The 20498-nt window shown below is 50.6% G+C and carries 15 protein-coding genes, 3 tRNA genes and 1 rRNA gene; 3 read left to right on the forward strand and 16 right to left on the reverse strand.

Features of this window, described 5'->3' with window-relative positions; genetic code table 11:
• Positions 1-77: 77 nt before the first annotated feature.
• On the forward strand, positions 78-1031 hold the full coding sequence (locus J7E85_RS02750; protein WP_215154745.1) for a helix-turn-helix transcriptional regulator: 954 nt from the start codon (positions 78-80) through the stop codon (positions 1029-1031).
• A gap of 80 nt (positions 1032-1111) precedes the next feature.
• Here J7E85_RS02750 and J7E85_RS02755 read toward each other — a convergent pair whose 3' ends face one another.
• The 12 genes from J7E85_RS02755 to J7E85_RS02810 form a co-directional block, all read right to left on the reverse strand.
• Positions 1112-2083 (reverse strand): ring-cleaving dioxygenase, encoded by a 972-nt coding sequence (locus J7E85_RS02755; protein WP_215154748.1) that lies wholly within the window; start codon positions 2081-2083, stop codon positions 1112-1114.
• 343 nt (positions 2084-2426) lie between these two features.
• Positions 2427-4025, reverse strand: a complete 1599-nt coding sequence (locus J7E85_RS02760) for a response regulator transcription factor (protein WP_215154749.1) — start codon at positions 4023-4025, stop codon at positions 2427-2429.
• Between the two features lie 24 nt (positions 4026-4049).
• Complete coding sequence (locus tag J7E85_RS02765; protein WP_215154751.1) at positions 4050-5393, reverse strand: ABC transporter substrate-binding protein; 1344 nt, start codon at positions 5391-5393, stop codon at positions 4050-4052.
• 15 nt (positions 5394-5408) lie between these two features.
• A complete protein-coding gene (locus tag J7E85_RS02770) occupies positions 5409-7130 on the reverse strand; it encodes a cache domain-containing sensor histidine kinase (RefSeq protein WP_215154753.1) in 1722 nt (573 codons plus the stop codon).
• Between the two features lie 80 nt (positions 7131-7210).
• Positions 7211-8074 carry a carbohydrate ABC transporter permease gene (locus tag J7E85_RS02775; protein WP_215154755.1) on the reverse strand — a complete coding sequence of 288 codons (864 nt, stop codon included), beginning with the start codon at positions 8072-8074 and terminating at the stop codon, positions 7211-7213.
• Positions 8071-9027 (reverse strand): carbohydrate ABC transporter permease, encoded by a 957-nt coding sequence (locus J7E85_RS02780; protein ID WP_215154757.1) that lies wholly within the window; start codon positions 9025-9027, stop codon positions 8071-8073. The genes J7E85_RS02775 and J7E85_RS02780 overlap by 4 nt, the downstream gene beginning before the upstream one ends.
• A gap of 115 nt (positions 9028-9142) precedes the next feature.
• The gene (locus J7E85_RS02785) at positions 9143-10495 is read right to left on the reverse strand and encodes an ABC transporter substrate-binding protein (RefSeq protein WP_215154759.1); all 1353 of its coding nucleotides are present in this window, start codon (positions 10493-10495) and stop codon (positions 9143-9145) included.
• 187 nt (positions 10496-10682) lie between these two features.
• The gene (locus J7E85_RS02790; protein WP_215154761.1) at positions 10683-11663 is read right to left on the reverse strand and encodes a ketoacyl-ACP synthase III; all 981 of its coding nucleotides are present in this window, start codon (positions 11661-11663) and stop codon (positions 10683-10685) included.
• Positions 11664-11838: 175 nt separating this feature from the next.
• Positions 11839-13155, reverse strand: coding sequence for an MBL fold metallo-hydrolase (locus tag J7E85_RS02795; protein ID WP_215154763.1), 1317 nt, complete (start codon positions 13153-13155; stop codon positions 11839-11841).
• Positions 13152-14795, reverse strand: coding sequence for an ABC transporter permease (locus J7E85_RS02800; protein WP_483311294.1), 1644 nt, complete (start codon positions 14793-14795; stop codon positions 13152-13154). Before J7E85_RS02800 ends, J7E85_RS02795 begins: the two co-directional genes overlap by 4 nt.
• Positions 14796-15068: 273 nt before the next feature.
• Positions 15069-16136: an ABC transporter substrate-binding protein gene (locus J7E85_RS02805; RefSeq protein ID WP_215154765.1), complete on the reverse strand. Its 1068-nt coding sequence runs from the start codon at positions 16134-16136 to the stop codon at positions 15069-15071.
• Positions 16137-16158: 22 nt separating this feature from the next.
• On the reverse strand, positions 16159-17196 hold the full coding sequence (locus J7E85_RS02810; RefSeq protein WP_215154767.1) for an ABC transporter ATP-binding protein: 1038 nt from the start codon (positions 17194-17196) through the stop codon (positions 16159-16161).
• A 173-nt stretch (positions 17197-17369) separates the two neighbouring features.
• On the opposite strand from J7E85_RS02810, the gene J7E85_RS02815 reads away from it, so the two are divergent.
• The gene (locus tag J7E85_RS02815; RefSeq protein ID WP_215154769.1) at positions 17370-18275 is read left to right on the forward strand and encodes a LysR family transcriptional regulator; all 906 of its coding nucleotides are present in this window, start codon (positions 17370-17372) and stop codon (positions 18273-18275) included.
• Between the two features lie 151 nt (positions 18276-18426).
• Complete coding sequence (locus tag J7E85_RS02820) at positions 18427-19302, forward strand: hypothetical protein (protein WP_483311293.1); 876 nt, start codon at positions 18427-18429, stop codon at positions 19300-19302.
• Between the two features lie 570 nt (positions 19303-19872).
• Here the strand turns inward: J7E85_RS02820 and J7E85_RS02825 are convergent.
• The 4 genes from J7E85_RS02825 to rrf all read right to left on the reverse strand — a co-directional run bounded on the left by J7E85_RS02825 (position 19873) and on the right by rrf (position 20413).
• Positions 19873-19949, reverse strand: a tRNA-Met gene (locus J7E85_RS02825).
• Positions 19950-19984: 35 nt separating this feature from the next.
• Positions 19985-20060, reverse strand: a tRNA-Val gene (locus tag J7E85_RS02830).
• Between the two features lie 5 nt (positions 20061-20065).
• Positions 20066-20149 (reverse strand) — tRNA-Leu (locus J7E85_RS02835).
• A 147-nt stretch (positions 20150-20296) separates the two neighbouring features.
• A 5S ribosomal RNA gene (rrf, locus tag J7E85_RS02840) occupies positions 20297-20413 on the reverse strand.
• Between the last annotated feature and the right edge of the window lie 85 nt (positions 20414-20498).

The raw sequence follows: 20498 nt of genomic DNA on the forward strand, positions 1-20498 counted from the left end.
TCATATATGACATCCCTTGTCTTATATCCGTGCTACAATACAATTATCTTCTACAGATATTAAAGAGGTGACATGACTTGAGGGCGGATCGTCTATTGTCCATTATGCTGATGCTCCAGAACGGAGGTAAGAAGAACACCCGTTTTTTAGCGGAGCAGCTCGAGGTATCGGAACGAACAATCATACGCGATATGGAAAGTCTAAGCTCGGCCGGTATTCCCGTCTATGCGGAAAGAGGCTCCCTCGGCGGTTGGGTGCTGGAGGAGAGCTATCGAACGAACCTGACCGGAATGACGCCTGACGAGCTTATCTCCCTGCTGGTCTCCAGTCATAGTCCGCTGATCGGAGATTTGGGAATCCGCAAACAGTTTGATACGGCTTATCAGAAATTATTGGCCTCTTCCCCCCGCTCCATTCGACAGGACGCCGAAATCATTCGGGAGAAAATCCATATTGATGGCGCAGGCTGGCACTCCTACCGTGAATCGCATCCATATCTTACTGTGCTTCAGGAGGCACTATGGCTGGATCGTATCACCCGTATTCAATATATGAAGGGAGAGGAGCGGGTCGAAAGAATCATTCATCCGCTCGGGCTGGTTGCCAAACGCAGCACCTGGTATGTGGTCGCGGAATCCGAAGGCGAAATGCGAACCTACCGTGTATCTAGAATCGTGGATGCCGTCATGTCCGAGGATACCTTCGAGCGCCCGGCTGATTTTAATCTATCCGAGTATTGGGAGGAGTCGCTGGCACGGTTCATGCAGAATCTTCCGCAGTATCCGGCACAGGTTCGAATGACCGTCTCTCTGATCAAGCGCTTTGAGCGCGAGCGATACGTAAAAATAATCCGATGCGACATGGAAAGCCAGCACGACGGATGGGTAGCAGCCGATTTGGAATTCAACACCTTGGAATCGGCCTCGGCATTCCTTCTAAGCTGCGGAGCGGAAATCGAGGTGACGGCTCCACTGGAGCTGCGTGAGCATGTCAGCACAGCCGCAAAAGCCATTTCACGGCTATATGAATAGATCATATAAAAAAGCACCGGGCAAATGCCTCAAAAGAGAGGCTTGCCCGGTGCTTTTTGCTGCGCATATATGCGCCTTCATTATTGAATGGTATGGAGAGGCTTTAGGTGGGCTTCAATCTGTTCCCGCTTCGGCTCAAGGAACGGTGGCAGCGCAAGGGATTCGCCGAGATGATCGATATGCTCATCCGTGTCAAAACCCGGGCCATCAGTAGCCACCTCGAACAAAATACCGTTAGGCTCTCTGAAATACAAGGAACGGAAGTAGAAACGATCGACAAACCCCGAATTCGAAAATCCTACATCGCCAATCCGGTTGATCCATGCCCGGAGCTCCTCCTCGTCCTCTACGCGGAATGCAACGTGATGAACACCGCCCCGACCAAGTCGCTCCTGCGGAAGGTCTGTTCGTTCCTCTACGTGCACTTCCGCTCCTGTGCCGCCTTCTCCTGTCTCAAAAACAAGGATATCCGCCTGCCCGTCTACTGGGGAGGCATACTGCCCTTTGTAACGGAAACCCATCAGCTCCGTCAATACCTTCACGGTCTGCACTGCATTAGGTACGGTCAGCTGCACCGGACCTAAACCGATGATGGCGTATTCCGCAGGAACCGGTCCCTTTTCCCAAGGGATGCCCCCAGGAACTCCCTCATTATGTTCATCCGAGACCAGAATGATGCGCTGGCCCTCGAAATCTCTGAAGAGAAGGGTCAATCGGCCGGCACGTTCCTTGATCTCCTCGCGTTCTACCCCATGTTCATCCAGCCGCTGGGTCCAGTATTCCAAAGCGCGGTCACTAGGTACGCGGAGGGATGTTGCCGAGATGCTGTTGTTTCCCTCGCGGGTCCGGCCTGCCATCGGAATTTCGAAGAAGGTCAGCTCCGTCCCAGGGTTTCCTTTTTCATCGCCATAAAACAGATGGTATACCGATACATCATCCTGGTTCACCGTCTTCTTAACCAAGCGCATACCAAGAACCTTCGTATAAAATTCGAAGTTCCGCGAAGCCGCAGCCGTTAACGCGGATACGTGATGAATTCCTTTAAACTTCATGACTTCAACCTCCATCTATATTGATATATCCTTCATTAACAAAACACTATCACAGGCACCTGTCCCGTTTGGATAAACGCCTTACTCAAAAAGTACCTTATTCAAAAAGCACCTTCATCCTTGCTTACTCAACTTATCATGTGCATCTGGTGCTTAATCTCAGTTTAGTATTTAACTCAGAAATCGTCAAGTCTTAATATTAAGATATTTAAAATAAAAATAACAGAGCTCCTTTTTCCCTGATCAAACCCGGAAAAAATAGATCTGTTATTCATTCCCTGCTATGCTGAAAGCTATCCTCACATGATTGGCCCATTAACACCACGAACGAATCATCGCCTCTTTATGTCTTGGATATCGCCTCTTCGCGATACTCGGAGGGCGTTTTTCCTGTTACTTTCTTAAATACCTGGGTGAAATATCGAGGGTCCTGATACCCTACCAGCGGCGCTACCTGGTACACCTTCACATCCGTATTCAGCAAAATGCTTTTGGCCTTCTCGATCCGGCATTCCGTCAAGTACTCCAGAAACGTATACCCGGTTGTTCCCTTAAACAGAGTACAGAAATGGCTGATGCTCAAATCTGCCAGCTCCGATACCTCTTCAATGCTGAGATCCTTCTGATAATTTTCCGCGATATAATCCTTGGCTTTGCCCATCACGGCCTGAACGTTCTCTTTGGCCTGCCCGGACCGGCTCTCAGCAATCCACTTGCTGAAATGGCTTTTTACGACGTCCATCAGCTGCTGAAGGGTGCCGGATGCATGAAGCTCCTGCAGCAATTCTTCCAGCGACCACTCAAACAGCACCTTCATATGCTCAAACTGCCGATACAGCACAACGCTCATCTCCAGCAGCATCCGCTCGGTCATCTCCCTGCTGAACGCATGCTCCTCGATATAAGCCTTGGTCTCGTCAAAAAGCTCCAGCAGCCGTTCCTTGTGAAGCGTGCGGATGCTTTCCACCATGAGCGACTCGAGATGCTTCGGATACTTTGCTTCGCTGGCCGTTTCCATAATGGAATCGGGAGTCCCGAGGAACACCCCCTCTTCCCCGGAATAGAACCGCTGGTATAAGGCGCGGACAGCCGTCTCGTAAGCCGTTCCCAAGCGGTCAATCCCAGCCATGCTGGGACTGAAGCCGACCGAGCAGGACAGCTTCGTATTCCGCTTGATCAATTGCACCAGATCCCGGCCAATATCCTCCTGCCGCTCCTTCGTCAGGTTCGGAAACAGCAGCACCCATTCGCCGCTGCGGAAAGGGAATACCGTCAGTCCCCCATGCTGCAAAGACCATTCCTCCAGGACGTTCCGTACGGCAAACAGCCACAGGCACTTCTCGTCCATGCTCCATAACTCGTTAAGCCGCAAGTAATGATCCAATTGAATGACGGCCATCGTGTATCCATGCTCCAGCTCGCTGTCTTCCAGCCACTGCATATGCTGCAAGGGGCTTCGATTTCCCTCGATAAATTCCGTCAGCATCCTCTCCCGGGCCAGCAGCGATAAAACCTTGATCGAGTGCATCATGTGGTCATCCGCAATCTGCTTCTCCAGGGTTCTGGCTGCCTTGGCTATCGTTTCCGTCAGCTCATCGTGATCGATCGGCTTCAGCAAGTAATCGAAAGCCCCTTCGCGCAGCGCTTCCCTTGCGTATTCGAACTCTCCGTACCCGCTAATGAAAATAATGATCCGCCGTGCCTGATCTGCCTTCAGCTCCTTCATGAGCGTAATGCCATCCATTCCCGGCATCCGAATATCGCTGATGATCATATGCGGCGACACTTCACGCGCCAGCTTGAGAGCGCTGTCCCCTGTCTTGGCCTCCCCTACGACTTCCAGATCCAGCTCATCCCAGGGAATGGCTGCCCTTAGACTGCGCAGAATGATCGGCTCATCATCAACCAGAATGACTCTGAATTTACCGTCCGATCCGCCCATGACGTTCCCCCTTGTCTCTTTTGGTTACTCCGGCACCGTGTTTCGCCTTAGCTGCCAATAGCGCACCGAGGACTTCTGTATCTGTTCCAGTGCGCCGGCCGCTTGCATCCGTCCACCAATCATATCCTCGATCACTTTGAGGAATAAACGGTTCACCTCAGGTGACAGCTTGTTGTCATATGGCAGAAAGGTACTCGTGGATTCCTCCATCAATTCCGTGACCTGAGCAAACACCGGCCCGGTTTTCTTCGAATCATAGGCAATCTTCATCGAAGGGACGCGGAGCCCTTCATACACCAGCCGCGTTTGCACCTCTGGGGTATAGAACATGCGCAGCAGCTCCAAAGCCGCTTGCTTCTTCGACTCATCCATATCTGATGACAGCCCGATGCCAATGGTGTATCCGCCTGCCAAGGATCGTTCTTCACCGGGAAGAAGAGACGGAAAGGGAATGACGCCTACCTCGTTCTGAAAATCCGGATGATCCTCATTCCGGAACAGCGTGATATCCCAACTGCCGTTCAAATACATCGCTGCTTTCCCTTCAGTGAACTGGGCTATCGCTTCTTCCGTGGATATATCATTCGCGTTCGGACTGAACGCCCCTTCGTTGATCCACGACTCCAACTGCTCAAACGCCTCCAGATACGACTCATGCACAAAGCTGACCTGATCTTCTCCTTCAACCAGCCGGTCAATCAGCTCCGGCCCCGCGTACCGATCCATGAAATAATGCGCAAAAATCCCTGCCGGCCAGCGGTCTTCATTCCCAAGCGCAAAGGGAATGATATCGTTCTGGCGAAGCTTACGAATCACCTCATTCAGCTCATCCAGCGTCTTCGGCGGCTCCAGATTCAGCTTCCGAAATAAAGCCCGGTTATAATAGATCGGCTCCGCGTGCCCCTCAAAGGGCAGGCCGTAGATCCGATTGTCGAAGGTCCAATGGTGGAGATCCTTGAATTGCTCCTTCAGACCGGTATCCTGCAAAAAATCCGTTAGATCCATCAGCCGGTTGGATCTGGCATACGGTATAATCTCGGCTCCGCCGAACAGGACAAACATATCCGGCGGCGTACCGGTGACCATCTCGCTTTTCAGCTTTTGTTCCCGGTGAATCGTCTGATCGATGCTTTCAAAGTTCACCTTTACATTGGGATGCGCTTTCTCATACGTGCGGACAATGCTCTCGAATATGGCCAGCACTGGTTTGTCATGCTCCTTGTTCCAGAAATGCCGAAACGTCAGCGTAATTTTCTCGGGCTGTTCCTCCTGGGCCGGTCCCTGACTCTGCACCGTAACCCACGCGACAGACAGCGCCAACAGCGTGGCATATCCGACAATCCAGCCCCAATTCCAAAACCATCTCACGCTGCAGCCCCCCTGTCATGTCAGTATTTTCGGTATTCGGATTCGTATCAAGGAGCCGTAACCGGGCGAGGAACAAATCATCAATCCGTAACGGCTGCCAAACCGGATCCGCAGCCTTTCATGCACATTCTTCAGACCGACTCCATTCTCGCGATACTTCTTCAGTTGTCCCTGGTCCGTATTCCACAGTTTGATCAGCGTCTCCGGATCAAAGCCCGGACCGTTGTCCTCCACATCAATCACGATATCCTCTCCGTCTTCGGACACCCTGATCGAGATCAATCCGCTTTCCTCCATCGGCTCAATCCCGTGATATAAAGCGTTCTCAACAATCGGCTGAACAATCAGCTTTTGCGTAACGTAGTGCTTAAGCGCATTCGGAAGCTCTATGCCGTAATCAAACTTTTCTTCAAACCGGAATTTCTGTATCCGCATATAATGCTGGACATGTTCCAGCTCCATGCTCAGCGGTATGAGCTCATGATGCTCGCTGATGCTGATGCGAAGCAGCTTTCCGAGGGAGACCACCATCTTGCTGATATCCTTGTTTCCCTGAAGCACGGCCATCGAATTAATCGATTCTAGTGAATTGTATATAAAATGCGGATTGATTTGAGCGACCAGCGCCTGGAGTTCCGCTTCCTTTTTCCGAGCCTGCTCCGTCTCGACCTGTCCGATCAGCTCCTGGATCTGCGTGCTCATCCGGTTAAAGCCGTCAATTAATAGATCCGTCTCGTCCTCCGCCACTTTATGCGATGGGATCGGAACGAAGATTCCCTGCTTGACGCGCTTCATCCCGTTCACCGCGCTGATGATGCTGCGTACCATTCTGCGCACAAAAAAACGGTCGAACAGAAACGCCGACACGAGCGAGATCAATCCCAGAATCAAGGCCAGATTACGAATCGAGACCGATTCGGCCGAGATGAGTTTGCTTGGCGTAATGGCAACCAGAAACCATTCTTTATTGTGCGAAGGAGAATACGTGATCAGTGATTTTTCATCGGCATATTGATCGATATAATAGCCTTTTCCATTCGTATAGCTATCCGACAGAAACGGGAATTCTGTCCGCTCCCCAATATGTCCGCCTGACTTGCTGAATACGATGCGACCCTGCTTATTGACCAGCAAAATATCTCCCTGCTTCAGCGTTGCCGCCTCCCAGAATACCTGATCGAGCAGATCCGGCTTCACATAAATCACGACAGTCCCAATATCCTCCAGCGAGTAATAATCCTTAATGACTCTGGATTGGATCAAAACGGGAGAACCGGATGCCGCCGAGCCGTTCTCGCCGGGACCGACCCATACAGGGCGCCCTTCCGCCTTCTCCACCGCTTCATACCATTCCTGCTGTCTCAGCTCCTGAAGCTCCATTCCGCCATTCGTATGATAAAGCAATTGGTCGTTGGAATAAAAGGCAAACGACGCAATCATCGGATGATTGATCAAATTGTTGATCTCCTGACGCTGCTCGTAGGTAACCGCGTATTCCGGCTGTTTCAGCATCTGCTGAACCGACTGCTGGGTGATCGCCGAGTTGGAAATCGTCGTGATTTCATTCAAGGCGAACTTCAGCTTCCGATCCGTCTCCAGAAGCGAAATCCAGTAGAAATCATTCGACTTCTTCTCCATCGCTTCCGAAAAACTGTAGTAGGATACCCCGCCCAGTGCAATAACCGGAATGAAGACCAGAAGAATAATAGCCAGCAATATCTTTCGGCGGAGTTTCATGGATCCTTCCTCCCTCCACTCTACTATGTCTATTATTCTTCATGACAGTCCGCATTCCTTGTAAGACATCACCCCGCATGTTAACTTTTTATCGCGCCTGATGTCAGACCCGCGATAACATAGCGGCTGAACAATAGAAACACAATGAGAAGCGGCAGTGTAGCCGTGAAGGTGGCCGACATGATCATTCCGAAATCAAGGCCGTCTTTATTGGTGAACAATTGCTGCAGCGCAATTTGAATGGTGTAATTTTCTCTGTTTTTCAATACGACGAGCGGCCAGAAGAAATCATTCCACACATTCATGAAATTCAGAATCCCCAGTGTAGCCATCGCCGGTGTTACGACAGGGATGGCTATGTTCCAGAAAATCCGGAAATGTCCGCCGCCATCAATCCGCCCCGCTTCGATCAGCTCGGTATGAACCGCGGAAGCAATGTACTGCCGCATCCAGAAGATGCCGAAGGCATTGACCATGGCGGGCACGATCAGCGCTTTGTAGCTGTCGATCCAGTGCAGCTTGGCCATGATGACGTACTGTGGAAGCACGCCCAGCTGAGCAGGCACAAGCATCGTGGCAATGACAAAAACAAACAGCGTCTTCTTCAAAGGGAACTCATACTTGGCAAAAGCATAACCCGCCAGCGTACAGAGGAACACAACGGACAATGTAACGGCTGTAGACACAACGACCGAGTTCATCAATGCTCTGAAAAAATCCGTTCGCTCCAGCACGCGCGAGAAGTTATCCAGAAACTCCGTTCCGGGCGTAAGCAGCGGCGGGATATGAAATGCCGCATCCTTGTCATTCGTAGCCACGACAAACATCCAGAAGAACGGGAAGATCGAGACCAGCGCGCCAAGGATCATGAAGAGGTAGAAGAAGAATTTGGCGACAACACCGGGTTCATCCGGTTTTTTCCGGCTTATGGCAACTGTGCTCATGCTTTCTTACCTCCCGTATCTTTACCTTCGCGGCCCACCATCATATTCAATACCGAGAACAGAATGGTGGCGATAAACAAGAGCACCGCCGTTGCCGCTGCCGTACCGAAAAATCCGTTCTTAAATGCTTCATTATACAGATAGGTGACCATCGTTACCCCTTCCTGACGCGTAGAGCCCGTGCCGGACTGACCTAGGAATACATAAGGCTCCGTAAACAATTGGAGTGCGCCGATCGTCGATACCAAGGTCACAAACAGAATGAATGGCCGAAGAAGCGGAAGCGTGATATAGAGCAGCTGCTGACCTCGGGTGGCGCCGTCGATTTTGGCCGCTTCATAAATATCGGTCGGAATGCTCTGCAGACCGGACAGAAAAATAATGGCGTTATAGCCCATCCACCGCCACATCACCATGGTCGAAATCGCGATTTTGACACCCCACCAGCCGGAGTTGAACGGTACGCTTTCCGCACCGAAGGTGTTCAAGAGCCAGTTGACCATCCCGTTGTTGCCGAACATCGTACTGAACACCAGTGTCACGGCAACGATGGAGGTGATGTTCGGCATGAAATACAGAATGCGGAATGTGTTCTTGAATTTGTTCAAGGCCGAGTTGAGCATAACCGCCACAAATAAGGCCACAATCAGCTGCGGCACGGTACCCATCAAAGCCATAATGAGTGTGTTGCTAAACGCGATCCAGAAGGTCGGGTCGCTTGTAATCAGTTCGTAGTTCTTGAAGCCGACGTATTTCATCGGTCCGAGTGCGTCCCATTTGAAGAAGGACAAATAGATGGTAAAAAGAATCGGATACAGTCCAAAAATTGCGAACAATATGAAGAATGGCGATATGAACGTATACGCCGTAAACCGGCTTCGCACGGTCTCCGTCAACAAACGCCGCCTCGGGGGCACCGGTTGCGGGGACTCTGCTGTAGCTGTGTCTGCCATGAATGCACCTCCAGGTAGGTAAGGATAAATCCGAATCCGAGCGAAGAGAGCTTCCTCCCTACTCGGATTCGGACGGATTACGGGATGAACGAGCTAGCGAGGAATGCTCCTTTTCCTAGCTGCGATCAACCAGCGTCTTGATTTGTTTCATGGCACTTTCCCATTCTTTTTGCGGGTCAGCTTTTTTCTCCAGCACGTTTTTGAGCGCGTTCTTGATGATCGTGTCGGTCTGGTCATGAAGCGGTCCGTAGTAAACCGGCTTGATGCGTTCCGCCGATTTGGCATACGCTTCGGAAATCACCTGGCCGCCGAAGAATTCATCCTTCTCCTCCGTGAATGAAGGCTCGCTGTAAACTGCCGGGATAGATGGGAACAAGCCGCTGTCCTTGAACGATTTCAGCTGATTCTCCTTGTTAAGCACCCAGGAGATGAATTCGTAGGCTTCCTTCGAATGCTTGCCTTCCTTTGGCAGGGTCAGGAACGAACCGCCCCAGTTGCCTGCTCCTTCAGGAAGCTGGGCAATCTGCCATTTGCCTGCGGTATCCTTCGCATTGCGGATCGTACCGGCAATCCAAGCCGGACCGAGCATGACGCCAAAGTCTCCATCATTGATCGCTTTTTGCCATTCAGGAGACCACAGAATCCAGTTGCCGATCCAGCCCTCCTGAATTCCTTTTACCGTAAAGTCATAAGCTTTCCTCACTTGCGGGTTCGTATCTCCGATAAAGGAGCCATCCTCTTTGTTGAAGTAGATTTGATCCGGGGACTGGTCGCGCACCCCGTTGTATACCAGGTCCGTCAAGTCGGCGAACGGTTTTCCTGTTTTGCTTGTGAACTCCTTGGCTACGCTGGCGAATTTGTCCCATGAATCAATCGCTGCGCTAAACCCGTCCGGATCCGTCGGCAGTCCGGCTTGCTCAGCCAGATCCGTACGGTAATATACAACCGTAGGACCGATGTCTGTTGGCAGACCGAGTTGGAAGGAGCCGTCAACCGATGTGGCCTGCTTCCATTTCCACTCCAGGTAGTTGCCTTCTAAGTCTTTGGCGCCGAGATCGTACAGATTATAGAATTTATCCTGGTTGTTGATAAAACGCTCCATAAACGCGATTTCTAATTGGAAAATGTCAGGCGCACCCGAGCCAGCGGACAATGCTGTCGTCAGGTTGTTGTGATGTGCGGTTTGGTCCGACGTATTCTGGAATTTGAACGTGATGTTCGGATGCTCCTTCGTATATTCCTTCGCCAGATCCTCATAGTTGGTCGTTCCCAGCGACCAGAAGGAGAGCTCGATTTTCTCTGTGGACTCGGTTCCTTCTTTTGTATTGTCCGTCTCTTCGTTGCTGCTGCCTCCCCCCGGAGATTCAGCCGTACTGCTTCCGTTACCACCTCCGCCTCCACATGCGGCCAGCGTGAACACCATGATGATACTCAGGAGCAGCATGCTCCATGACTTAAACCTTTTCATCGTTCTATCCCTCTTCCATGAAACGTATTTTTCTTCTTTAGTCTAATGAAAGCGGCGTCAAATTTTGAGGTGGTAAACTTTCGAATTTGAGTTGAATTTATTACGATTCAGGTTCGTTTATCAAAAAATCGCAGCACAAAAAAACCGCATATCGAATGTCGATAGCGGTCTTATAGATATTAAGGAATTATATCGTCCATTTTACGATGGAGCCGGCATAGGTCATTCCCCCGCCAAACCCGTAGAGTAAGACGTGGTCTCCCGCTTTCAGCCGTCCTTCATCCACCGCCAGCTGAAGTGCAAGCGGAATGGAGGCTGCCGACGTATTCCCGCGGTACTCGACGCTGGTTAAGGTGCGGTCCATGGTAAATGGCCCCCGCTCGTTAATCGCTTCGATCATGCGAAGATTGGCGCTATGCGGGACAAACCAATCCACTTCGGCTGGGGTCATGCCCCCTTTAGCCAAAAGAGCGCGAACGCCGTCCGGAATGTTCCGAATAGCCCACTTATAAATTTCACGGCCATTTTGAACAAGGCAGCCGCTCTTTAATTCTGTACCGTCCATTTGCTCGGAGAGCGCTGTTTTATACAGATGAATGCCGCCTTCGCCAAAGGTTCCCGATACAGACGCTATGACACTTGACGAATCCTCATCTTTCTCCAACAATACGGCACCGGCGCCATCCCCAAACAATACGCATGTCGTCCGGTCGGTGTAATCCGTAATCTTCGATAAGGTTTCTGCGCCGATAACCAGGATCTTACGGTAGGCTCCCCCGGATATTAACCCGTCAGCCATCTGGAGTGCATATACAAATCCCGCACAAGCGGCATTCAGATCCAGGGCACCCGTGCTTGCAATGCCCAGCTTCGATTGCACCCGGGAGGCTGTGCTGGGAAAAGAATACTCCGGCGTGCTTGTGGCCACAAGAATCATATCGGCATCCCGTACGGTAACGCCGTACCGATCAACCATATCCTCTACAGCCTTTATGGCAAGATCCGACACGTACTCATGCGGGGCAGCAATCCGGCGTTCCCTCATGCCTGTTCGCTGCACAATCCACTCATCACTCGTTTCCACCATCTTCTCTAAATCTGCATTGGTTAATATCCGTTCAGGAACATAGGTCCCGATTGCCGTAATTCTTGACTTTGATTGGCTCATCATTCACACCTCCAAGTTTATAACTATTATATCACCAAGTACTAGTACTTGGTACTAATTTATTTTTATATATGTTCATTACAGCCTTCACCAACTTCACCTGCATCTAAACACATAACAGCCATTCCACAAAAAAACCTTTATCGCGAAAGCGATAAAGGTTCTCTAAACACGACTAGAAATAGACTTCCTCACCAACCGACATGGAATAAATGTGAAGGTTGGGATCTGGCGATTCCTCTGTCAGACAGGCTTGTAACCGGTCTGTTTCTCCTTTGTCTGCATGCACAAGTACGGTATGCAGTGCTGGAACGCCGGTTATCATCTGGCGCACGTCCATCAGGCCCTGGTGTACCTTATACCTGATTTTCGTGACTGAGCAGGCACCGTATGACGCCGGATGTTGAAGGAGACGATGTCCAAAAGTCCCCTGGGAAACATGACCCGTGAGCAGGACCAGATTCCGGGTATCACTGGACATCTGGCTATAATACCACTGCGCAAGATTCGACTGCATCATCCCATCGGTTACGAACCATAGCGATGCCCCGTGCTTCTGGAGCAAGGACTCGCGTTCCACCTCGCTAGCGGGTATGATCCAATCGTTCCGATTCAGTAATAACTCCAGCTGATCTCTCATTCCCTGATCGGACTCCTTGCTGCGAAGCCACTCCGAACGCTCAAGCAGTCGCTTCATCCCCTCGATCAGCGGCGCTTCGATTACGATCGGCACGTTTCCCCAGTTCCTGTATGCCCATAGGATCATTTCCTGCCCTCGACCGGCGGCCGGCACCGGTAATAATACCTTCCCGCCAGTTTGCAGCGTGCTCTCAATCTTTTGTTCCAATTGCTTCAGTTTATCGGCCTGTGAATTAGCGTCGGTCCCGTAAGCCGCATCCACTATAGCCAGATCCAGCAGCATGGAAGAAGGCTTGTCTACCAGCGCAGGGCTGTCATCCTCAAGCAGCAGCGATTCCGATGTATAGTCTCCTGAATAAAAGATCCGTTTGCCTTCAGCCTGTACCAGAAACCAGACAGACCCTACCATATGGCCGCTTCGCCCCCACATGATCTTTACGCCGGGAAGCGCCTCAAACCATGTCAACTTCTCAGCCTCTTCCTCCAGGTACCGGTAGCGGATCGCCAGCTGATCCTCCTCCATATAAGGAAGCTCTACGCCTGCCCTTGCCGTGAATTCTCTCCAAGAGGCGAAGTAGGCCGTTAACTGCGCTGCTGTCTCCCGAGTAGTCCATACCTCCCCTTGATAGCCAAGCCGGTACAGGAGTGGAATCGCCACCGAGTGATCCTCGTGGGCATGCGACAGAAACACGGCATTCAGCTTCGGCACCTGTTCTTGGTGGATCATGGGATAGTCTCCCGATCCTTCCTTCTTGACGCCGCAATCCATGAGTAAATGAACCTGGCTGCCGCTTAGTAAATAGGCGGAACGGCCATGCTCGCCTGCACCGCCCCACACCGTCAGTTTCATCATGATGCATTCCACTTTCTTTTAGAATTCATAGCTTCGACCAGCAGTAACAGCAGCACCGTCATACCGACGGAGACGACGGCCATCGCCATCCCGAGAGACACCTGTCCCTGCTCAAACTGCGCAAAGATATATGTAGCTGATGTCTGCATCGATGGCGGTAAAATGAGCAGTGACCCGACCAGCTCCCGTGATGCAATCGTGAAGGTCATGATCCATCCTGCCAGCATGCCGGGCATAATCAGCGGCAGCAGAATCCGCCGTAGTATAAGCAGAGGACCGCCTCCAAATACCTGCCCCGCCTGAAACAGAGTACCGTCAATCTGCGTAAAGCTCGCCTTTACATATTGCACCGTGTACGGGAGGAACAGCACGACGTACGTCAGCACCACCATCCCATAGGTATTGTAGAGCGTAACCGGCATCCATGGCGCATTCCAGAGCAGGATCAAGCCGACTACCATCACAATGCCGGGAACCGTATTAGGCAAAAGACTTAACAGATCGATGACCCGCTGCATCCGTGCCTGGGACTTGCCGATCGTCAGGGCAAAACCGGTACCGAGCAGAACAGCAACCGTAGATGCTGCAAGCGACAGACCCAGACTGTTACTAATCGCTTTCTGGCTGACCGATCCCCAGGACAGCAATTCCTTGTAATGATCAAGCGTCAGATTATCTAAGGACAACCCGGCTCCGCGGAGCTTCATCAGGGATGCCGCAATGATTGAAAAATAAGGAATGCCGACAGACAATATCAGCAGCAAACCGATGTATAGAGCGCAGACGGCGCCTTTGCTGCCGCGCAGCGAATATCTTTTGGAGCGCTGACCTTTGCCGCCGACAAGACGGTAGGTAAACCTCCGGCTGATCGTAGACTGCATGTACCACATCACCAGACAAACCGACAGCAGGACTGATGCCAGCGAGGTCGCTTTACCGAAATCGATGGGCCAGCTAGAAATATATTTGTGGATTTCCGAGGTCATCACATAATAGCCGATGCGGCGACCGAACGTTGCCGGCGTGCCGAATTCCGCAATGGTTTTTACGAACACCAGCATCGCACCCATGCCGTAAGAGGATAACAGCAGCGGCAATATGATTCTTCTAAACCGGTATCCTGCGCTTGCGCCATGAACCGCCCCGGCCTCTTCCAGATTACCACCGATTCGGATCAGAGCGTCCCGCAGCAGCAGGTAGAGAAACGGGAACAAGTGCAGGCTCATAATCAGCACCATGCCTCCAAAACTGAAGAAGGAATCGCTCCACCTAGCTGCTCCCGGCAGCCACTGCTGCAAATATCCGCCCTTTTGCATAAATAGAATCCAGCCCATCGAACCGATATACGGCGGGGTCATGAACGGAATCATCAAAATCACGTCCACCCACCGATGCTGTCCCAACCGGGTTTTGGCCATCATCCAGGCGAGCGGCAGTGCGAACAGTGTCGATCCTGCCACCACGCATACCCCTAGCCAGATGGTTTGCAGCAAAATACCGGACAGCTCATGACCGGCTATCGTTCGTATCGGCGCCAGCCAATCGAAGTGCTGATCCGGGTATACACTTTGCCAAAAAATAAGTAGCAAGGGCACACCGATGCTTATAATAAGAAGAAAAAGGGCGAGAATAACGCCCATTTTCCGTAAAAATCGCTGACTGTCCATGATGACAGGTCTCACTTTTCGGTTCACCTCACATTGCCTTCCTGTGCTTCACTCCTAGAGGTTGTTCAAAAAGTCCGATTTTGATCACGAAGTGAATCAAGAAGCAACTCGGCATCGAATCTTGAATTCATCCGGGCCTTCCGGTGCTCACGTACAAACTACGTACGCTCCGCTCCTCACTCCCTAGCTTCATCCAACCTTCTCGGTGCTGAAAACCGACCTTTTTGAACACGCACTCTTATGCACTTACTTGAATACTTCGGAAAAACGTGCAGCCGTCTCATCCACATGGTCATTCATCCAAGCCCAATCCACTTTAAACACCGGAATATCCTTCAGATTGGTCCGGCCTTCAGCCTCCACATCGACACGCCCCGGAATCAGATAGGCGTCGGCCACCAGTTTCTGTGCTTCGTCAGACAGCAAGTAGTCGATGAAAGCCTTGGCATTATCCACGTTCGGACTGGATTTCAAAATCGCAGCAGGTCTCGGACTCACGACAGTTCCTTCCTCCGGGTATACAATGTCAAGCGGCTCGCCTTTGGCTTTAGCCGAATACGCCATATAATCCACGCCTGCGGCAACCAAACTCTTGGCACCGGTGATCACCGGGTCCAGCGCTTCCTGGTTCGCTCCTGCCATAGCAGTCCCATTGGCTTTATAATCCTCGAACAGTTTCCAGCCTGCGTCGCCCTTCACGCTCAAATAGCCCGTGATAAAATCCAGTGCCGATCCCGACAACGTCGGATCCGGAATATTGACCGCATCCTTCCACTCTGGCAAGCCTAAGTCCGCCCAGCTTTGAGGCGGCGCAGAGACCAGATTGGTGTTGTATACAATCCCGAGCGCCGATGCGCTTGTGCTGAAATAGTTTCCTTCCGCGTCGGACCAATCTTTATTCAGTTTGTCCGCATTGGCAGCTTCAGGATAAGGAAGTGTCAGACCATCCGCCTTGAGCGCCTGTGCGGAAGGGAGGGAGGCCAGAATAACAACATCCGCAACCGGATTCGATTTTTCCGCTTCCATCCGTGCCAAAATTTTGCCCGTTGTGCCTTGGAACATCTCTACCTTCACTCCGGTCTTGGCTTCAAAACCGCTCACGATATTGTCGGCAAGCTTTTGAGGGCCAGCGCTGTAAAGGACGAGCTTACCTCCGGCTTGCGCACTCCCCGATGCAGTTTGCTTGCCTGTATCTTGTGCCGGCTTAGTAGCTGAATCCCCATTCGGTGTACTGCCACATCCAAACAGACTTAGGCTCATGACCGATGCCAACAACAGTACCGCGCTTTTTTTCCGTAACTTCAATTGACTCATTTCTCCCCAACTCCCCTTCATCTTAGCCTGCAGCAGCAGGCGTGCGTTTTGCTATATTTTGTTGCATGCTCATGTTCTTATCATGACTTGTTCCTTCACCCATCTGGCAGATCGTATGCGGAGACACGTACAGATTCACGCGTTCTCCGACCGGAATTCTCTTGTCCAGGTAAGCGGTCCACTTGTCCAAACCATCCACCTGTAAGCGAATTTCGTATCGCTCGCCTACATAGCTCACGCTAAGCACGGTTGCCTGATAGCATACATCCTCCGTGCTTGTCCTGCTCCAGCTCACATGCTCCGGCCTCACCATGGAGTGATCGACCGTCAACCAATTGGACTTGCCGATAAACGAAGCCACAAAGGGATGACTGGGTGTTTCATATATCATCTCCGGGGTTCCACGCTGCAGGACTTCCCCTTTCCGCATGACCACAATTTCATCCGACATCGACATGGCTTCCACCTGATCGTGTGTGACATAAAGGGCAGTCAACCCCATATCCTTCACAAGCGACATCATTTCGATCCGCATTTCCTCCCTAAGCACCGCATCCAGCGCACTCAGAGGCTCATCGAACAGTACTAGAGCCGGACGGATCGCTACTGCTCTGGCAAATGCAACCCGCTGCTGTTGTCCACCGGACAGCTGATGCGGATAACGGTCTTCCATTCCTTCTAAACGGACCATAGCCAACGCTTCGATTACTTTTTGCCTGAGATCCGTCTTAAGCTTGGCCGCTTTTAATCCGAAAGCAACGTTCTCGTATACCGTCATATGCGGCCAGAGGGCAAAATCCTGAAATACCATCCCGAAGTTGCGTTTGTGCGCCGGCACGTCAATCTTCTTGTGTACGGAGTAGATACACCGGTCTTCCGCATAGATTTCTCCTCCGTCCGGCTGTTCCAGTCCGGCGATCATCCGCAGCAGTGTCGTTTTGCCGCAGCCTGACGGCCCGAGCAATGTGGTGAATTGACCATGACGCAGTATTAAATCGGTAGGAAGTAACGCGGGTGTACCTTGAAACGATTTTTGAATGCCCCTGATTTCAATATCCACTTTCGATCCCAACCTGTCTTCTTAAGCTATTTCCAGTGTAAGGGTTACGTTTAAGCGTTGTATTAGACTAATGTAAACTCAGAATTAACTTTTTGTTTGAATTCTGTTGATACTCATAGATTAAATCTATATAGAGAGCATAAATAAGAAATCATCAAGGGAGAGATATACGAATGAATCTGATGAAGCTGCAAATTGTGGAGCTGATCGACCGCCATCATCATATGACCAGCGTGGCAGAAATACTTGGCATTAAGCAGCCAACAGTTACTTTTCATATGAAGTCACTGGAAGAAGAACTGCAAGTCCGGCTGTTTGAGTCCCGAAGCGGAAAAACATTTCTCACCGAGGCTGGACAAGCTCTGCTGCATTATGCGGTAAAAATAAACGCGCTTGCCAAGGAGTCGGAGCGGGTCGTCCGCGAATACGACAGCTTATATCGGGGAACGCTGCACATTGGAGCCAGTTATGTCCCTGCCACCTATCTGCTGCCCGCGATATTGAATACCTTTGCCCGTGAGTTTCCTGGCATACGGATCTCCTTATCCGTCAAGCCTTCTCCGGTTATCCGTGAGATGCTGGCGCGGCACCAGATTGATCTGGGCATTATTTCATCCGAACCCTTTACGGGTCCCAGTCTGCAGGCCGAGTCCTTGTGTAAAGATGATCTGACTCTAATATGTTCACCTGACCATCCGCTAGCCAAAACGGATTCGCTGCAGCCCGTGCAGATCATTCGCACTCCCTTCGCCTTGCATGGAACCGAATCCAGCACAAGGCAACTGACCGACCTGTGGCTGGAGCAGCATGGTTTGCATATGAGGAGTCCGGTAGAGCTGGACTCGCTGGAAGCGATCAAGCAACTTGTGTTGTTGGGGGACCATGTTTCCTTTATGTCACGGATGGCGGTACAACGGGAGCATCAGCAAGGTTTACTGCACGTTATGCCGATTCCCGGCCATCGGGCATCCCGGCACATATACAGCGTCCATAATAAGGACCGTCTTCCTTCCATCCAAATTCAGCGTTTTCAAGAGGTTTTGCGCGAAGTGGGCAAACAATTGGAGCAAGTCCTGTGATCTAGGTGAGTTTATTCTGTAAGCTATGGATTAACAAAAAATGTATGCTGCTATTCAATAATTCTATAAACATTTGATACAATCGCCCTCCCCCGTTAACAACTCACAATTATTCAGCGTTTAAAGTAAGCTGTGTACCTAAATCCAGCTTATGGGAGTGATTGTGTTGAGAAAATGGAAACAGCTGACGTTGTCTTTCATGGTAGGTTTCGCGACTCTAGGAAGTGGACTAACCGGTCTCCAGGCAGCGGAGGTTTCGGCCGCCGCCAATGCCGTGCCTTCGTATGAAGTGAAGTTCCTTGCCAAACCCGAAACCGTGCTGGAATCCGGTGGGAGCCTGCGAAGCGAAGTCATTCAAGCATTCGGAATAGCCTCTGTTCCCCAAGCGATCGGTGTTGCTTATTATGATACAAACAACCTGGAACTGGATGCCGAAGGCTGGAATGTCCGTTTTCGCAAAAAAGAGGATAAAGATAACTACGAGCTTACCTATAAGAAACGCTATCCCATCGTAAATGGAGACATTAACGCCACGCTCAGCTTGGCTAACCAGGAGGGCTTTGATGCTTCGGATGACAATTACGAGGCCGAGATTGATTGGGGCTATGGCAAACAAACGCTTAGCTTCTCCAACACCAAGAAAATAAGCACGAATACAACCGGCACAACGCTTCCATCCGAACAAGACGCCTTGGCTTTACTGCTGGACAAACTGCCAGGAAAGCTCAAAAAATGGTCCGCCTCGAATTGGGGTCAACAAAAGCTCTCACAGTCCCGCATCCATGGACCGCTGACGTTCTACCGCTACGAAGGATCATGGAAAGGCCAGAAAATGAGCCTCGAAGTTTGGCCGATTCGTAATGCAGACGGCACAGGAACGGAGAATCTGATCGAAATCTCTTTTAAAACGTCCGATGTCTCGGTTGCTTCCCAGCTCCGATCAGAGCTCATGAATACGCTTGAAACTCATGATTGGCTGCTTCCTATGGACGGGTTGAAGACGCAGCTGATCTTGGAACGATATTAAGTTAGAGAAAAGCTATTGAGTTAAATAAAAGAAGGGCGTCCGCTAGTGGGGCGCCCTTCTTTCTGATGTTCATTATTTTTATTAATGCCCATATTTTTGTAAATATATAGGTTTGATTGAGTTAACTAACCGGTTATCATTGAAATATCCCTATTCATTACATTTATCGAAAGCTGGTGTCTTCTTGAAATTTAAAAAAATGCTTTTGCCACTTCCCTTATTTCTCCTACTTATCATTCTGTGTATTTTATTAGCTCTCTTACTTCCTTCTACCGGAAAGGCAGTTTACTTTGTACTCGTTCTTCTATTTGTCTTTGAAAAACGTTTAATTTCCTAACCGCTAATAATTATGTTATCTGTAATCAATAGACAGAAGAGTTAAACAACTCTTAATCATCCACATGTCATCGATATTTCAATAAAAAACACCATAAACCAACATAAAAAGCCTTCCCAAAGGAAGGCTTTAATAATGATGTGAAAACCAGACTCGAAACCGTACCGTAGTTACCTACCGCAGGATTTTAAGTCCTGTGCGTCTGCTTCTTGTAAAATGGGGCGATCGATAATTGGTTGCGGGGGCAGGATTTGAACCTGCGACCTTCGGGTTATGAGCCCGACGAGCTACCGAACTGCTCCACCCCGCGTCGTTAAAAGAAAATACTGTTTGGGAAGATAATCATGGTGGAGGCTAACGGGATCGAACCGCTGACCCTCTGCTTGTAAGGCAGATGCTCTCCCAGCTGAGCTAAGCCTCCATACATGGTGCGCGTAGAGGGACTTGAACCCCCACGTCAAAGACGCTAGATCCTAAGTCTAGTGCGTCTGCCAATTCCGCCATACGCGCGCATTCGTTAAAAATTCAGACTCAAAAAATATATGAAGTCCGAGTGAGCATTCGCATGCAGTCACGCCCACTCGGACGTTTTTTTGCAATCATTCACTTATACTAGTAGATGATAGGCAAAAAAAACCACTGTGAAAGTGGTTGTTCGCTTGGCGACGTCCTACTCTCCCGGGACCCTTCGGTCCAAGTACCATCGGCGCTGGAAGGCTTAACGGTCGTGTTCGGTATGGGAACGCGTGGAACCCTTCCGCCATCGCCACCAAACGGTTCAGATGCTTGATCACCTGAAAACTAGATACGAAACGAATTTGCAGCACATTGAAATAGTTTTTGGATAAGCCCTCGACCG

The sequence above is a fragment of the Paenibacillus sp. ISL-20 genome (assembly GCF_018613005.1).
Lineage (GTDB): Bacteria > Bacillota > Bacilli > Paenibacillales > Paenibacillaceae > Paenibacillus_AQ.

Coding starts and splice junctions, on each gene's coding strand:
- J7E85_RS02780 (WP_215154757.1), bottom strand. CDS start 9,027: ATGGCAGACACAGCTACAGCAGAGTCCCCGCAACCGGTGCCCCCGAGG.
- J7E85_RS02815 (WP_215154769.1), top strand. CDS start 17,370: ATGAATCTGATGAAGCTGCAAATTGTGGAGCTGATCGACCGCCATCAT.
- J7E85_RS02805 (WP_215154765.1), bottom strand. CDS start 16,136: ATGAGTCAATTGAAGTTACGGAAAAAAAGCGCGGTACTGTTGTTGGCA.
- J7E85_RS02795 (WP_215154763.1), bottom strand. CDS start 13,155: ATGATGAAACTGACGGTGTGGGGCGGTGCAGGCGAGCATGGCCGTTCC.
- J7E85_RS02785 (WP_215154759.1), bottom strand. CDS start 10,495: ATGAAAAGGTTTAAGTCATGGAGCATGCTGCTCCTGAGTATCATCATG.
- J7E85_RS02775 (WP_215154755.1), bottom strand. CDS start 8,074: ATGAGCACAGTTGCCATAAGCCGGAAAAAACCGGATGAACCCGGTGTT.
- J7E85_RS02820 (WP_483311293.1), top strand. CDS start 18,427: ATGGGAGTGATTGTGTTGAGAAAATGGAAACAGCTGACGTTGTCTTTC.
- J7E85_RS02755 (WP_215154748.1), bottom strand. CDS start 2,083: ATGAAGTTTAAAGGAATTCATCACGTATCCGCGTTAACGGCTGCGGCT.
- J7E85_RS02790 (WP_215154761.1), bottom strand. CDS start 11,663: ATGAGCCAATCAAAGTCAAGAATTACGGCAATCGGGACCTATGTTCCT.
- J7E85_RS02800 (WP_483311294.1), bottom strand. CDS start 14,795: ATGGGCGTTATTCTCGCCCTTTTTCTTCTTATTATAAGCATCGGTGTG.
- J7E85_RS02760 (WP_215154749.1), bottom strand. CDS start 4,025: ATGGGCGGATCGGACGGTAAATTCAGAGTCATTCTGGTTGATGATGAG.
- J7E85_RS02770 (WP_215154753.1), bottom strand. CDS start 7,130: ATGAAACTCCGCCGAAAGATATTGCTGGCTATTATTCTTCTGGTCTTC.